Origin of the sequence: Shewanella sp. FJAT-52076 (assembly GCF_019457455.1) — a bacterium.
GTDB classification, from domain to species: Bacteria; Pseudomonadota; Gammaproteobacteria; order Enterobacterales; family Shewanellaceae; genus Shewanella; species Shewanella zhangzhouensis.
The window spans coordinates 2,397,592-2,413,702 of record NZ_CP080415.1 but is presented as its reverse complement, the minus strand read 5'-3'; the positions used below and the strand labels follow the sequence as shown (position 1 = coordinate 2,413,702).

At 55.0% G+C, this 16,111-nt stretch carries 12 protein-coding genes; 5 read left to right on the top strand and 7 right to left on the bottom strand.

Annotated elements, in window-relative coordinates:
• Positions 1–15 precede the first annotated feature (15 nt).
• The gene (gene ppk1 / locus K0H79_RS10405) at positions 16–2,175 is read right to left on the bottom strand and encodes a polyphosphate kinase 1 (RefSeq protein ID WP_258405370.1); all 2,160 of its coding nucleotides are present in this window, start codon (positions 2,173–2,175) and stop codon (positions 16–18) included.
• Positions 2,176–2,551: 376 nt separating this feature from the next.
• Here ppk1 and yegD point away from each other — a divergent pair, with 376 nt between their 5' ends.
• Both yegD and K0H79_RS10395 read left to right on the top strand, forming a co-directional pair.
• Entirely contained in the window at positions 2,552–3,904 is a 1,353-nt protein-coding gene (gene yegD / locus K0H79_RS10400; RefSeq protein WP_220075740.1) for a molecular chaperone, read from the top strand.
• A gap of 20 nt (positions 3,905–3,924) precedes the next feature.
• The gene (locus tag K0H79_RS10395) at positions 3,925–4,413 is read left to right on the top strand and encodes a CreA family protein (RefSeq protein ID WP_408733350.1); all 489 of its coding nucleotides are present in this window, start codon (positions 3,925–3,927) and stop codon (positions 4,411–4,413) included.
• Positions 4,414–4,575: 162 nt separating this feature from the next.
• Here the strand turns inward: K0H79_RS10395 and K0H79_RS10390 are convergent, their stop codons facing one another.
• The 4 genes from K0H79_RS10390 to pdsR form a co-directional block, all read right to left on the bottom strand.
• Positions 4,576–5,781 (bottom strand): cystathionine beta-lyase, encoded by a 1,206-nt coding sequence (locus K0H79_RS10390; RefSeq protein ID WP_220075739.1) that lies wholly within the window; start codon positions 5,779–5,781, stop codon positions 4,576–4,578.
• Between the two features lie 88 nt (positions 5,782–5,869).
• Complete coding sequence (locus K0H79_RS10385; protein WP_220075738.1) at positions 5,870–6,871, bottom strand: DUF2785 domain-containing protein; 1,002 nt, start codon at positions 6,869–6,871, stop codon at positions 5,870–5,872.
• Positions 6,872–7,027: 156 nt separating this feature from the next.
• Positions 7,028–9,187, bottom strand: coding sequence for a proteobacterial dedicated sortase system histidine kinase (gene pdsS, locus K0H79_RS10380; RefSeq protein ID WP_220075737.1), 2,160 nt, complete (start codon positions 9,185–9,187; stop codon positions 7,028–7,030).
• Entirely contained in the window at positions 9,184–9,879 is a 696-nt protein-coding gene (gene pdsR / locus K0H79_RS10375) for a proteobacterial dedicated sortase system response regulator (protein WP_220064767.1), read from the bottom strand. The genes pdsS and pdsR overlap by 4 nt, the downstream gene beginning before the upstream one ends.
• 238 nt (positions 9,880–10,117) lie before the next feature.
• On the opposite strand from pdsR, the gene pdsO reads away from it, so the two are divergent.
• From pdsO to K0H79_RS10360, 3 genes are all read left to right on the top strand, one after another.
• Positions 10,118–10,840 carry a sortase-associated OmpA-like protein PdsO gene (pdsO, locus tag K0H79_RS10370; RefSeq protein WP_220075736.1) on the top strand — a complete coding sequence of 241 codons (723 nt, stop codon included), beginning with the start codon at positions 10,118–10,120 and terminating at the stop codon, positions 10,838–10,840.
• Between the two features lie 73 nt (positions 10,841–10,913).
• Positions 10,914–13,205 (top strand): marine proteobacterial sortase target protein, encoded by a 2,292-nt coding sequence (locus tag K0H79_RS10365; RefSeq protein ID WP_220075735.1) that lies wholly within the window; start codon positions 10,914–10,916, stop codon positions 13,203–13,205.
• Between the two features lie 79 nt (positions 13,206–13,284).
• Complete coding sequence (locus tag K0H79_RS10360) at positions 13,285–13,836, top strand: class GN sortase (protein WP_258405369.1); 552 nt, start codon at positions 13,285–13,287, stop codon at positions 13,834–13,836.
• On the opposite strand, the gene K0H79_RS10355 is transcribed toward K0H79_RS10360, so the two are convergent.
• Together K0H79_RS10355 and K0H79_RS10350 are read right to left on the bottom strand one after the other, a co-directional pair.
• Entirely contained in the window at positions 13,823–14,878 is a 1,056-nt protein-coding gene (locus tag K0H79_RS10355; protein WP_220075733.1) for a diguanylate cyclase domain-containing protein, read from the bottom strand. The two genes, K0H79_RS10360 and K0H79_RS10355, sit on opposite strands and share 14 nt — an antisense overlap.
• Before the next feature lie 308 nt (positions 14,879–15,186).
• On the bottom strand, positions 15,187–16,047 hold the full coding sequence (locus tag K0H79_RS10350) for a DUF2490 domain-containing protein (protein ID WP_220064762.1): 861 nt from the start codon (positions 16,045–16,047) through the stop codon (positions 15,187–15,189).
• Positions 16,048–16,111 lie beyond the last annotated feature (64 nt).

Sequence of the window (16,111 nt, the reverse complement as noted above, 5' to 3'; positions counted from 1 at the left end):
TTTCTCCCTCGTGGATCAGCTGGCGACCGGCAGATCCCTGTTATCTTCGTGCTCCGCAACCGGGGCGGACTCGCTCTCCAAGGCCTGTGCCTCGGCTTCGATACGCGCCTTGAGGAGTTTTTCATACTGGCAAAGATACTGGTATATCGCCAATTGGGAGCGTACTTTACGTTTATTTCCCCGGTGGCGGTAGGGGTTGCTCTGCTCTTTGTTGATTATTCGGGCTTTGGTATTGTCCGATAACTGCAGTGCCAATATGTCCATCACCATCTGTTTCAACTGAGGGTCGTAAATCGGGGTGGTTACCTCGATACGACTGTCGATATTGCGGCTCATCCAGTCGGCAGAGCAAAGGAAGAGCTTATTTTCACCACCGGCGTGGAACAGCATGACCCGAGAGTGTTCGAGGAACCTGTCGACAATGCTGATGACATCGATGTTGTCACTGATCCCGGGGATTTGTGGCACCAATGAGCACATGCCGCGAATGATCAGGCGAATTTTTACCCCTGCCATGGACGCATCGTAGAGCTTACCGATAAGCTGCTCATCAACCAGGTTGTTGAGTTTCAATGTGATACCGGCCTTGCCGCCCATTCGGGCATTGAGTATTTCATCTTCAATCAATGAAATCAGTTTCTGGCGGGCATCGAAGGGGGAGACAATCAGGTGCTTGAAGTTGTCACGTCGGTAGGGGTGCTCAATTAAATCGAATACCTGCTCAACTTCGCGGGCGATTTCCTGATTGGCGGTGAACAGGGACAAATCCGTATACACCTTGGCGGTGCCTTCGTTGAAGTTACCTGAGCCCACGTGGCAATACAGGCGGGTTTCCCCATGTTCTTCTCGGCCGACGAGGCAGAGCTTGGAGTGTACCTTAAGGCTCGGGATCCCGTGGTGTACCTTAACACCGGATTCTGCCAGGATGCGGGTCCATTCTATGTTGTGCTCTTCATCGAAACGGGCCCTGAGCTCAATCACCGCCGTTACCTGCTTGCCGTTTTTCACCGCATCAATCAACGACTGCATCACCCGTGATTTCTTCGCGACCCGGTAGAGGTTGATTTTGATGAATTTAACAGCGGGGTCGAAGGCCGCCTGACGCACAAGTTCGGTAAAGTGTGAAAACTTGTGATAGGGGTAGTTGAGCATAATGTCGCCGCGGGCGATGGCATCAAAACTGTTGCCGCAGCGCTGAAAACCGGCGCTGTCCAGGGCGGCAATCTTGTCGTTTTCAAGATATTTGCGACCCGGGTTCGGGAAGGCGATAAAGTCTTTAAAGCTATGATAGCGACCACCGGGCACCAGGCACTCGGTGGAGCTAATCCCAAGCTGCTCTTTAAGCATAACCAGCATATGCTCTGGCATGTCTTTGTCGTATACCAAACGCACCGGCTCGGCGGTGAGGCGTTTTTTCAGGCCCCGGGTCATTTTTTCCAGCTGGCTCTGGTCCAGCTCGTCAATCACGTCAAAGTCCGCATCGCGGGTCAGTTTCATCGAATACGCATCTATGCTCTCGTACTCGAAAAACGGCGAGAAGAGGTCATTCAGACAGTGACGGATGATGTTATCCAGCAGGATAAGGTGCTTTTTAGCCTTGGATTTTTCGGTAGGCAGTTCGATAAAGCGGGGGACATTCTTGGTCGGCACTTCCACCAATGCATATTGTCTGCGGTCTTTGCTGTGCAAACACACTGCCAGGTAGGTGGCGTTGTCGGTGATATGCTTGACCAAGGCCCTGTGGTTGCTGACGATAAGGGGCGCTATATGGCGTTTTAATTGGTCGCGAAAGTGCGACTTGAGCCACTGACTCTGAAAGTCGCTAAGCTGAGATTCATTGATAAGCAGTATGTTGCGCCGCACCAGCTCACGCATCAATTCGCCATAAATGGTGTCGAATCTTTCCTGCAGCGTGAGCACCCGGGTCTGAATTTTTGCCATCAGGTGGCGGCTGTTGTTACGGCCATCCTGGAGGCTTGAGAGGAGAATGCCCCTGCGTACCGAAGCGACCCGCACCCGGAAAAATTCATCCATATTACTGGAGAATATCCCCAGAAAGCGGATGCGCTCTACCAGTGGCACATCGGGGTCGCAGGCCTCCTGCAACACACGTTCGTTGAAAGACAGCCAGGAAAGCTCCTTGTCGATAAACATCTTGTCTGTATTGGGGGACACTCGAAAACTCCTTTGAGCGTGTGATGCAGTCATGCCAGCGAATGTCGCCGGTGCCAGCACACGATATCAGCCATTTGTCGTGCTGGGAACCCGGGGCGCCACCGAAATAAAATCAGTAACAAGTGATTGGCATTATTGAAAATAATAGCCCAGTCGCTGAGATTACTTCAAAAATATGTCAGATTTATGACCTGCCTGCCATCCCCATCCGTCCTGGCACTTTCATTGGCCTCACGCTTACAACATGCCATCGATTGAATACCGGATAGAAGCCGCAATACCGGCTGAATTTTGCCCCTAAACACTGCCTTTTGCTTTTCAGCCGGGGGCGTTTTTGCTACCTTGGACGGCTTTTTTATTGGCTTGGAGAAATCGGGTGTTTGCAGGATTTGACTATGGCAGTGCCAACTGCGCCATGGCGGTATGTGAAGGGGACGCGGTGCGCCTGCTGCCCATCGGCGACGCTGGTGGCCAGTATCTGATGTCTGTGGTGTATGCCCTGGATGTCAGTTTCATCACCGAGGCGGTGTGCCAGCGTTTACCCGATGTTCAGGCCAAGGCGTTAATGCAAAAACGGGGCGCCGAGCTTGCCCGCGCCAGACTTATGCGTCAGGAGCTGGATTTAACCGCAGCAGACGACACAGTATTTATCGGCGAAGCGGCCTTAAATGCCTATCTGGATACCCCCGAAGAAGGATTTTTTGTTCGTTCACCCAAATCCTTTTTGGGCGCAACCGGTCTGCGCCCTGAGCAGGTGGCCTTATTTGAAGACATAGTCACCCTGATGATGCTTGAAGTAAAAAGCCGCGCAGATGCGTTGCTGCAAAACCCTGTGACCCATGCCGTTATCGGTCGGCCGGTTAACTTTCAGGGGATTGGCGGCGAAGAGGCCAATATTCAGGCCCAGAGTATTCTGGAAATTGCCGCCATGAGAGCGGGTTTCACCCAGGTGTCTTTCCTCTTTGAACCCCTCGCGGCCGCCTTTGATTTTGAATCGTCCCTCGAAGCAGACAAGCGGGTATTGGTGGTGGACGTAGGCGGCGGTACCACAGATTGCTCTTTGGTGACCATGGGACCCAATAAACGCAGCCAAACCGAACGCAGCGACGATTGCCTTGGCCACAGTGGCCAGCGCATTGGCGGTAACGACCTGGATATTGCACTTGCCATGGAATGCCTGATGCCTCATTACGGCCTCGGCGATATGCTGAGAACGGGTAAGCCCATGCCAAGACAACTGTTCTGGCAGGCGGTGGCCATTAACGATGTGGGGGCGCAGCGGGACTTTTTCTCCCTGAGTTATGCCACGGCCCTTAAAGAGCTGAGAAAAGATGCCGTAAACCCCGATGCCCTTGACCGTTTGGCAAGGCTCAGACGAGACCAGCAGCATTGCCAATTGGTGAAACTGGCAGAGCTTGCCAAGATTGATTTGAGCGGTGAGGACTCGACTCAGGTTGAGCATCCCGATGGGACCAATACCCGTGTTGCCGGTGACGCCTTTGGTCAGGCGATTGCGCCCCTGGTACAGCGCATCGGTGAGCTGATGAAATCCGCCGTGGGGGACGAGGCGGCCCCGGACCTGATTTATGTCACAGGTGGCAGCAGTCGCTGTCCGCAGGTGGCAAGTAGCATTGCAGCCGTGTATCCCGGCGTTGAGGTGGTGCAGGGCGACAGCTTTGGCTCAGTCACCGCTGGGCTTGCCCGCCGGGCGACGCTGGAATTTGCCTGATTTAGGGAAAAGGAGCTTATATGGAACGCCATTGGATGAAAAACACCGCCTTATTGGGGCTTGCCACTCTGGTGCTTGCGGGATGCGGTGATGATGTGGGAAAGGTTAGCCTGGGACTTTTTACCACCAAGGATGTGGTGATTGATGCCAGGCAAGATCCCAAGGTGCCCGGCGTGACCTGCCACATCAGCCGGGTGGAAGCGGATTTGTCGCTGGCCGACCCGTCTGACATGTCCATATCCTGTCGCCAGACCGGACCTATTCTCGCAGCCCAGATTGCCACTATCGATAAGAGCAAAAACGGCGAGGTGGTGTTTTCAAGCTCCCTCAGCGTACTGTTCAAAACCCTGAAGGTTCGTCGCATTTACGATGCAGGCTCGCAAACCCTGATGTATCTGTCCTACTCCACCAAGGAGACTTCCGGCAGCCATAAGCATTCGCTCTCAACTGTGCCCCTGTATGGCACTGAAGCCTGGCAATCGGTGGCGACCGCTCCCTCGGGAAATTAATCTATGCCTTAAGCCTCACCAGCCTGTCTCACAGGCAGATACAGGCAAGAATTCACTACGTGAATGGCAGGAGTCCGCAGCTGACACTGCGGACTCTTCAGTTTTGGCTAGTTCGATGACTGAGCTCGGGAAACGGCCTGCATCTCCTCAAACCTGCAAGTTTCACCCTTGCGAATCTTTGGCCATGACCTCATTGAAACGTGCGAACCCAGCGCTGAGATCCTCAATCAAATCTTCAGGGTCTTCCAGACCGATGTGCACACGAATAAGGGGTTTGCTGCTGTCCCAGCGGGTGGCCGAGCGGATGTTGTGTATCCCGGTTACCCCGAGGATGAGGCTCTCAAAACCGCCCCAGGAAAAGCCCATTTTAAAGTGGCTCATGCCTTCGACCATGGCGGTGACCGCCTCGACAGTTCCTTGTTTTAACACGAAGGAAAAGAGCCCGTTACTGGCAGAAAAGTCCCGTTTGAAAAACTCATGGCCGGGGCATTCTTCAAAAGCCGGGTGACGCAGGTGGTCAACTTCCGGACGGGTCTTGAGCCAGTGGGCCACTGTGAGTGCATTTTTTTCGTGCTGTGCCATGCGTACCCCCAGGGTACGCAGGCCACGCGCGGCGAGGTAAACGTCATCCGGCGAGGTGGTTTGCCCCAGAAGATAACTGTGCTCACGCAGTTTGTCCCAGTACTTCGCGCGGGCAGTCGCCGTGCCCATCATCACATCTGAGTGGCCGACGATGTATTTGGTGGCCGCCTGAATGGAAATATCCACGCCGAGTTCGAAGGGGCGGCTGTTAATGGGGGACGCCCAGGTATTGTCAAGGATCACCACCAGGTCGTGGTCATGGGCAATGCGGGCGAGGGTAGGCACATCCTGCACTTCCATGGTGATGGAGCCCGGGGACTCGACAAAAAGCACCCTGGTATTGGGGCGAATTAAGGCCTCAATACCGGCGCCAATTAAGGGATCGTAGTAGGTGGTTTCAATACCGTAGCCCTTAAGCACCTTGTCACACAGATCCCGGGTTGGTTCGTACACGCTATCGACCATCAGCAGGTGATCGCCTGCCTGGAGAAAGGCCAATAAGCTGGCAGAAATGGCAGCCGCGCCGCTGGGGTAAAGCGCCGTGCCCGCACCGCCTTCAAGCTCGGCGATGGCGGCCTGAAAGCCAAAATGGGTTGGGGTGCCGCGGCGGCCATAAAACATTTCGCCATTGTGTTTATTTTTGGCGGCGTGGCGCATTTCGTCCATGGTGTCGAACACTATGGTGGAGGCGCGAAACACCGGTGGATTGATCACCCCTTTGCTGTATTTCTTTTCGCGGCCAAGACTTACGATTTTCGTGGCGGTTTTCATGGGTTTATCTGACATGCTGCGTCCTGCCCCTGGAATGAGAATTTGGCCATCTTACCATATGGATGGCTAAATTGAACTGAGATACTGCCCCAGACCGTCTGTGTCAGGGCAGCTTTTTCATTGCCGCCTGAATGGCGGGCTGCAGCGCAAGCAACCTGGCCTGCTTGCTGCCAGATACACCAAGCAGCAGGGCACTGAAAAATGCCCGGCGATTATGGCGCTCGGCAAGCCCTGTGTTGGAGGTAAATGCCTTGTCCCAACTGTCGATATGGGCAGGCGTGCCCCACTTGGTTAATTGGCTGTGCCAAAATTCCTCTGGAATATCGTCCCTTAGCATGGCGTAAAGCACCGGACGGGCCAGCCGCTCCGGCTCGCCATAGACATAAAAATGCCCGACCGGACTGAGCTGGGTTTGTAATGATTCAACCAGCTGCATTATGGATGCCTGTGACAGCGCCGGATTGAGGATGAGTTGCAGCAGCAAATCGGCGCTGTGCGCCACCTGATGGCGCCAACCGAGGGTGTCATCGAAGCCGCGATAATCCCGGGTTGACGCCATGGTGTCTGCGGCCAGTTTACTGAAGTCATCCCGCTCAGCGGAATCAAGAAATGGGCTTACCCTGTCGACTCTGGCCACTTCCGACAGGGTCAGTATGGCAAAGGGAAAGTAGACACCATCGGGGTCATTTTTTTGCTGCCGGACATCTTTGGAGAGCCTTGTATAAAGGCCGTTCACCGTCTCTTTTTCAAGGGCGCTTGCCCTGAGCCAATGACTCAATCCACTGAAGGCGACCGAGTCTCTAAGCTCGGGGTCGGTTTCAGCGAGGCAGCTGACCAGTCTCAATACCATGGTTTCCCGGTCGGCATCCGGCAGCTCAAACTGGTTGCTGGCAAGGCTTATCAGTCGAGACTTTGGCCACTTGTCATCAACGCAGGGAGCATGTGGTTGGGATAACTGTGCGTTTTGGACTGTGGCCTGGACGCTGCTTGAAAAGGCGGCCACACCGAGCAGGGAAGTTAAGGCAAGTGCCTTCACCCCATGCTTGATGCGTGGCTGAGCAACAGTGGCAACATGTGAGGCTGTGATTTTGTCCGTACTTTTCATTATGCGTCCCTGATAATCCCTTAATACATGTACCCGGATGAATACATCATGGTTCACGCTGCAAAGCTACAAGAGTGGCGTAAACAGGGCAAGGTTTAACCTGCCTGCCCTCAGAGCCGTTCAGTCATTCCGTTAATTGAGGGCGTTTGGGTTCAGTCAAGGTGCAGACTCAAGCGGCATTGACACTGATAGTCTGACACCGTCGTTACCGGCGAGATTTTCTGCCTTGATATCGCCGCCGTGAAATTCCGCAATCAGCCGTGCAATATACAAACCCAATCCGAGGTGCGGTTTATTATCCTGCGCCGGTGGACGCACAGTGACCATGGAGTCGAAGATGCGCTCTGCCATGTCCTCAGGCAGCAGCGGCCCCTGATTCATGACGCTGAGCTTGAGCTTCTTATGGCTGTGACTCAGGCTGATATTGATGGGCGTATCCGGCGTCATAAATTCCAGTGCATTGCTTATCAGCTTATCCATGAGCTGCGCCAGATACTCGGGCACGCCGCGCACCGGGTAGTCTCCCTCTTCAATCGTCAGCGCCAACGCAACGCCTGGGTAGGTGATTTGGTAGCCCTGAACACAACCCTTTATCACCGCCTTGGCATCGAAACGTACCTTGTCGGATTGAGACAAAGACTCTTCCAAACGGGTGGCTTCACTCATATTGGCGAGGATAAGGCTTAAGCGACTTACGCCTTCCTGGGCGCGGTCGACGTACTTTTGCCTGTCGTCCCCAAGACTCAGCATAGAGAGGTGCTCAAGGCTTGAGCGCACCACGGCCACCGGGGTTCTCAGCTCGTGGCCCAATCGTGACGACATATTCTCCAGATAATGGGTGTACTGGGACAAACGCTGCACCATGCCAGCCAGTGAACGCGACAGGTCGCCAATTTCATCCAGCGACTGTGACGGACTGATGCTGGCCTTGACCCGCCCCTGGGCATCAATGGCGCTTTCTGCCTGATCCCTGAGATTACGGATACGGCTTGAGATATTGGAGGCAAAGAAAAACAGTGCCAGCGTGCCCATGCTCATGATGGTCAGGATCACATTGAAAAGCTTCTCCAGAGCACGGTTTCTTAAGGTGCGGATCCCATGGGTGGTTTCTTCGGCCACCACGGCGCCCATCACCTTATCATCAATCCATATGGGGCTGGCCGCCGCCAGAACCACGGCCTTGTTGTCCGGGGTCAGGCGCCAGGTGCTGCCGGGCTTGCCGGAAAGCGCCCTCTGAATGTGGCTGCCTTCGAGCTCAGTGGAGTCCTGCAGGCCGTCGATAAAGTCCTCAGGCGGTTTGGTGAGCACCCGATAGTAAAGCGGGTAGAGATACTCCTGAACCCAATGCTCAAAAGCGCCTTCGGGACGTTCATTCCCTATGGCCTTGGTCCAGATGCTGTCGCTGTTTTTAATATCACCGGAGCGCGCCAGCACTCGACCGTGCCTGTCCACCACCCAGATACGGGCGCTGTTGTGCCCCATACCTTTGATGATGGCTTCAATTTCCGGAGAAGGCACCAATACAGTCCCCAGATTATCGGGGCTGTCGGTACGGGAGGTGCCCGTTATCCCGACCAGATCGCGACTCTTGGGACTGTTGACATCGTGGAGGGCAAAGCTGATTTTACCGCCAAGCATCTCTAGCGGGATCCTGAGCTCAATGTTGTAACCCTGAGCCGTGGTGTGCCACTGCCCCTGAATACGGACCTCTGGCAGTGCGGGCAAACTGAGCTGAGGGTCACCAGGCAGTTCGAACGCGTTCACCCAACCATCTTTTTGTGTGGCCACCACGTAGCGGTGGAAAAAATTGCTGCCATCGAGGGTAGCGATGGCCAGGTGATCGTTTCTGTCCACCCTCAGACTGTTGCGACCGCGATACACAGGCGCCGGGTCGGTGACTTCAAAAAAGGCGTACAGGTAATTTCCGTATCGGCCAATCATATGATTGAAGCTGAGGTTGCTTTGTGAGTCTCTCATCAGCTGCATATCTGCACCATAGTGCATTGCCTTGCTGCGGTAAGGCTCCCAATCATCCAGTTTTCCGTCGAGCTGAATGGGGCCCGACAGCGGGTGGGCATAGAGATCTTTGCGTTTTTCCACCTGGGATAAAAAGCTCGCCTGACTGTCGAACAGCCGCGGGCGCTCGTGCAGCGCGGTGGCCAGTGCCTGGGTGGTGCCCTCCAGGGTTCGTTCCTGGCCGTGCCGCAGATACTTTTCCATCTCCCACACATATTGGTAGCCAAGCCAGGGCAGGCACAGCAAAAACAGCGAGAGAATAACTACTTTGGCGCGAAGGCCCAGTGGCAGGCGGATCATGAACTCTGGCTGTCCCAGCGATAACCCATGCCATAGACGGTATCAATGCAATCAAACTCGGTGTCGGCCGCGATGAACTTTTTGCGAATGCGCTTTACATGGCTGGTGATGGTGCTGTCATCCACGTAGATTTTTGCTTCCTGCATCAGCTCGGTGCGGCTTTTCACATGGCCCGGATGGCGTGCAAGGGCATGCACCATCCAAAATTCGGTCACCGTCAGTTCAATTGGCTCGTCGCGCCAGTACACCTGAATTCGGTTCGCATCTATGGTCAGGTGCCCACGGGTCATCAGGTTATCCGGTGTAGCCGGAGCCTTAAGCTGTTCACAGCGGCGAAACAGGGCGGCCAGCCGTGCCAGCAGATGCGGAAAACTCACTTCCTTGGACAGATAGTCGTCCGCCCCCAGCCGAAGGCCGGTCACAGTATCAAAGTCACTGTCGCGGGCGGTCAAAAAGATAATGGGTATGGTGGGCGACAGGGCTCTGAGTCCCTGACACAGGGTGAACCCGCCATCGATTTCTTCCCCAAGACCAATATCTATGATGGCCAAATCCGGCAGCCGGGTTTGAAACGCCAGCATGGCATCGGGACGATTGGCAAAGGTTTGCACCAGATACCCATGGGACTGGAGCACATCTTTGTAGTTTTCGCGGATGGCGGCTTCATCTTCGACGATGGCAATTCGTTTCATGGCGTGACTCAATAACAGCGGGCGCGAGGCCAATTTTTGCAGGGGCTAATTCAATCTATGGCTGACTATACAGCAATTTAGCCCCATTGAAAGTCTGGGGCTGTGATTGCCATTTTGTTGCCACAATTGATAGGCAAAGCGCCATTTTTACTCCCTTTGATTGCCACGAGCGGGGGGTTAAATAAGTTCATCACCAACAGGCCGGCAGGTCCGGCAGTCCAACAAGGAATGATGACTTATGAAAACCCAATTACTCGCTTCAGTTATTTCTCTGGCTCTGATTGCACCTGCGGCCAATGCCGCTGAGCGCGACCATAACGAAGAACTTGTCGGTTTGGGCTCAGGTGCCCTGATTGGCGCTGCCGTGGGTGGACCCGTAGGCGCCATCATAGGCGCCTTTGCCGGTGGCATTATCGGAAAGTCCGTCGGTGATGAGGAAGAGATTAAGGACCATAAGCTGACTCTCGCCACCCAGGATGCCGAAATTGAACGCTTGGCTCAAAAAAGTGCCAATTATGATGCCCTCGCCAGTGACTATGCCATTACCCGCGCCCAGCTGAATACCCTGCAAACGGCCCGTGAGGCCAAACTGACCGAGCTTACGCTGGGGCTCAATGTGCAGTTCAAAACCGGCTCGTCGGAGATTGAACCGCATTTTCAAAACCAACTGCAGGCCGTTGCCCGTGTGATGGAAGCCCAGCCTGATCTGGTTATCGATTTGAAAGGCTTTGCCGACCGCCGGGGAGACAGTGACTACAACCAGGCCCTGTCGGAGCAGCGCCTCGCCAATGTGAAAGCCTATCTCGTCAGTGCCGGTGTGGCATCAGACAGACTCCAGGGACAGGCCTTTGGCGCCACAGCGCCTCTCAGTGCTGATGCGGGCTTTGAAAGTGACTTTTTTGACCGGCGCGTGACCCTCGAACTGGTTCCCGCGGATACCAGTATGGCGGCAACACACTGATAAACAGTCAATGACTGGCGAGGGTAATCCCAAGGGAAGGGCACGGGTAATGAAGGGTTCTAAGGATAACAGCATGATACACAGACCAGGGAAGACGGCGCCTGCAGTGACGTTTGCAGAAGTGGCGTCTGCATTGGAGACGAAACGAGGCCTGACTGCGCTGGCGGTGATGGCGGTGCTGATGGCATCAGGCGCAGTCAATGCCAGTGTTGCCAGCGGCGCACAGCCCGTTGCCTTGCCTCGCGCCGGGTCAATTTCTGGGCCTATTGATAGGCAAATGGCTGGCCCCGCACCCGGCGATATCATAGCGCCGGGCCATGGCGGTGAGCTGGTGTTTGAAGACGATGGTACCGAGCGCGTCAGTCTTGCACTCGATACCCGCTACACGGTTAAGGTCAGTGCCTTGGTCAGCCGGGTCACTGTGTCTCAAACTTTTAAAAATCACAGTAATCGGGTAATAAACGGCCACTACCGCTTTGCGCTGGCGCCCAATGCGGCGGTAAGTGGTATGCGCCTTACCATCGGCAACCGCCTGATTGAAGGGGACATTCAGGAAAAAGCTCACGCGGAGAGGGTATTCCAACAGGCAAAGCGGGACGGGAAACGGGCGAGTCTGGTGAGCCACAGTGAAAGTAATCTTTTTTTGACGCGGATTGCCAATTTCATGCCCGGCGAAACCCTCACCGTCAGCATCGATTATCAGGAGGTTCTGCGTCCTCAATCGGGCCGGGTTGAGCTCCGAATCCCCACTGCACAGACACCTAGATATGGCGCATCAGCTATGTTGCATTCAGCGCAGGATGGGGTGTCAGATGACGCCACAATATCCGGGGGATTGGGGGCTGCGGGCGGTAATCATCTTACGGCCGCAGGTTTTTGGCCCGCCACCCGGACAGAGGCTCAGGCAGACACGCCAACACCCTCGCTGTCGCTGAGCGCCAGTATTTTTGGCTTTGCCGTAGCGGCGGTAGAAAGTCCAACCCATGGCTTGTGTGAGCAGAGTTATCGCGAAGGTGGCTGGCAGTTGTCACTGTGTCCTGACACCCAGGCAGACAGGGATCTGGTGCTGTCCTGGGTAATTAATGAGGGCAATGAGCCGGTTGCAGACTTTTTGGTGCAACCGGGCTACAGCTATCCCGGAGCTGTGGCAATCACAAACACTCAATATGAAACTGCTCAGGATAGAGCCGCTCAGGATGAATATGCCCGGGTGGATGTTGTGCAGGGTGACTACAGCCACGGCTTACTGGCCTTTATGCCACCGCAACCCGAATTGGCCAATCGGCTGGCGCGGGAGCTGGTGCTGGTGATTGATACCTCCGGCTCCATGGCAGGAGATTCCATGGTGCAGGCCAGAAGCGCCCTTATCCACGCGCTGGGCGGTCTGGGGCCAGAGGACAGCTTCAATATCATTGCATTTTCCAATGAGGCAAGGCCGCTTTGGCCCGATGCCAAACCCGCCACGGCATTTAATCTGGGGGCTGCGCAGCAATTTGTGCGCAGCCTCGAGGCGGATGGCGGTACTGAGATGACATCTGCCCTGGAGCTTGCCCTCAAAACCCCTTCCCTGGGAAGCGCTGACACAAAACGGTTACGGCAGGTGCTCTTTATCACGGATGGCGCTGTCAACGGGGAAGATGCGCTGTTTGGTTTGATTGAGCGCCGTCTTGGACAATCGCGGATTTTCCCCGTGGCCATTGGCGCCGCGCCAAACGGTTATTTCATGAGCCGTGCCGCCGCCGCAGGACGTGGCAGCTTCACCTTTATCGGTCATGGCGGTGAAGTGGCAGAGAAAATGAATCAGCTCCTCAGCCGTATTGAGCACCCAGTGGTCAGTGACCTCTCTGTGACCTGGGCTGACGGTCGGCCCGTGGATGCCGTGCCTGCAGTATTGCCCGACTTATATGCGGGCGAGGCTCTTAACCTGAGCCTCAGAGCCGTGCCCGATACGCTTATGCCCATCGTAGTCAAAGGCAATACCGACGGCCAAACCTGGGAGCGCAAACTTACTCCTCGTCCCGTGCCTGGTGGTAGCGGCCTTGATTTGCAGTATGGCAAAGCCCGGGTTGATGACCTTGCCCGCCAGACATTAACACCCACCCAGCGGCGTGCTGCCACCGTGGCTTTGGGGCTGGAATATCACTTGGTCACAGCCCACACCAGCCTGATTGCCGTGGATAAAACCCGGGTTTCACACGGCCAGGGACTGGAAACCAGGTTGCCGGAGGCGACGCCCAATGGCTGGCAGGGCGGCAGATTGCCCCAAACCGCGTCGGGCAGCCTGGGATTGATGTTGGCCGGTGGCATGCTGGTGCTGATTGCCATCGGAGCCGCAGCGTGGAGGCGGGAAGATGAAGCGGTTTAGATTTGGTTCCAGACCCCGCAGACGCTGGCCGCTGCTGCTGTTGTTATCGGGAGTTGTTCTTATCAGTTTTGGAGGATATATGCAGGCAAAAGCATTACTTGCCCAGTACCTGATTGCCAGTGCCTGGGAGCAGAGCCTCAAAGATGGTTTACCCCATAAACCCTGGGGCTGGGCCGATACCCACCCCATTGCGAGGCTGGAACTCAGGCGCGAAGGGGCAAGCAGTGAAAGCTTTTATATTCTGGCGGGGGCCAATGGTCGCAACCTGGCGTTTGCACCAGGCTGGCTGGAAGAGACGGCGGCGCCGGGAGATGGCGGCAACACTGTGATTGCCGGGCACAGAGACACCCATTTCGCCATTTTGCGCGAGGTGGGGCCGGGGGACGAACTGCTGCTGGAGAATATGCGCGGTGAATTGCAGCAGTATCGGGTGAAATACACCTCAGTGGTGTCGGACCGGGAATTATCTGTGTTAGAGCAGGTGACCGACAGGTTAACCCTGATTACCTGTTATCCCTTTTATGGTTTAAGTGACAGAGCCAATGAACGCTTTGTGGTGGTGGCCGAGCCGGACGATTTGTGGAGTCGCCCGGATGCGGCAGCGAAGGCCATGGTGGTCAGCCTGAGATAGGCATGACTCTGTTGCGACCAAGGCGTTTGGCTTCGTAAAGCTGTTTGTCGGCGCTCTCAATCAGGCTTCTTGCGGTCATTTTGGGTTGCCACTGGGCCACACCAAACGAAGCGCTGATGTTATCGATGCGGGCATCCCTGCGTCTGTCCTTGAGTGTCAGCTTTTCCACGCCACGACGAATGCCTTCCGCCAACTGACGTGCGATGCGCAGATTGCTTGATGGAGCCAGCAGGGCAAATTCCTCACCGCCGTAACGGTAGCACTTCACGCCGTCCCGGCAGGCTTCGGTGAGGCGTTTGCCCACCAACTTCAGTACCTGATCGCCAAGCTGGTGGCCATAGTTATCGTTAAAGTGCTTGAAATGGTCGATATCACACAGGATAAGGCAACAGCCGTCAGGTGCCTGTGCCAGCAAGCCGGTAAGGTCTGCATCGAAGGCTCGTCGATTGAGACACCTCGTGAGCGCATCGAAAAAGATGTCTTTCTCACTCTCTTCCAGCCGCCGTTTGAGGGAATCGATTTCCTGCTGCGCTTTGGCAAGCTGGCCGGTGAAGTAGCTGGTGGACTCGCGGATAGCGTCGGATTCTTTAACCAGATTACGGACCAGATTTAGCACCTGTTCAAGACTCAGGCTCTCGTTGTCTATGCGTTCCAGTCGCGAAAAGTTGGCGTCGATTTTTTGCTGAAATGCGGTGGCATCCAGGTTGGTGTCTTTAAGCTGGTTGCCAAGCTCGGTGGCCATGGCCTCAAGATTCTGGCGCATATCCCGCACATCAAGCTCTACCGGATCGGCCAGATGTTCACGATACAAGAGCTCGCCGCTGACAGGTGGCAGGGTGTGGTAATGGGCCACCAGGTCGTCCAGGGCTTTGTTGAGTTCGGGTTGCTGCTCGCCCACATAGGTGTACCAGAGGGCATAGTTTATTGGCGTGGTGGGGATTTGATGTTTTAGCATCAAAGGAACGGCCTTTTTCAACCGCCCGGCGGCTGTTTGCACGAGATCACTGGGGGCCATTGCAGTGGCGGGTGGCTTTTCGCCCATGGACAGTTCCGACGAAAAAAGAGGAAGCGATAAGGCTATCATAGCCCTGAACACCGACGGTTGAAACAGAAGGTTTCCTGCAGGGTGATGAAGCTCTGCTTATTAATGCCAGCCTTGGAAACTCACCTGAATTTACACGCTGTGATTAAACCTGCAGAGGTTGGCGGGCCGCAGGGGCCTCACTGGCTTTGGCTGACATCAGGGCACCTAAGTCATCAGGGTACTTAAGTAATCAGGGCACTGAAGTAATCAAGCGAAAATGCGGCGATAAAAAAGGCCCCTGAGGGCCTTAATGGACTGGAAACTGCTTAAAAGCGATAACTAACTGAAATCATTGGGCCAACAAACTTGTAGAAGATGTTGTAATCGGCCACTTTGATGTTTTCAGCAGACTGGGTCACATCCACATCGACTTTGTAATAATTGTACGCCAGTGACAGGCTCCAGCTCTCGCCCAGATCGGCACTGACACCGGCGCGGATGTCGGTCAGTGAACCTTCCAGATCATCGAGTTTGATGGCGAAGTACTGACCATGGGCCGAGAAGCGCCAGCCAGGCAAAAATTCGTAATGACCAACCAGGCCAATATCCGGCAATGGGGCAGTGACGCTGTTTTCCACAATACGCGGAATAGGGCGCTGGCTACACAGGTCGCCATCCAATTCGGTGGCAAGACAGGCGCCAATTGCGCCCTCAAACACCGACTCGATGAACATGGTGTGTAACCCGAGAGTAATTCCCAGGCTGTAATTGTCACCTTGCAGCAGATCGTAACCATAGCCAAGACGCAGCACATCAATATTCAGGGTGGTATTGAGCTGGCCACCGGCCTTTACGGAATAGACTGTATCGTCAATCTGTACATCAAATGGGCGGGTGACGGCGCTGGTTTCGGCGCTGCGATGCAGACGTTTCCAGTCTAAGTAGACATTGTGTCTGTCGCCAAAGGCGTATTCGAATTCAATAAAGGGCAGGAACTGGTTTTCGGCTAATTGCAGGTCGCTCTCGAAATCCAGGCGAAAGTCTTCACCAATCACAGGATCGGTTACGTCTATGCTGGAATCAGACTGAGAGTAAAATCCACCGACCCGGAGGGTCATATCCTTGGCGAGCGCACACTGGCTAAATCCTGCCAATGCCATTAACAATAGGGTCGAAGTTGCCCGCATTGTCGCTCCTGAAATCTTGCTTTGTCGTTATTATGTCGTTAGCTGTTACCCGGACGGCTGTGTC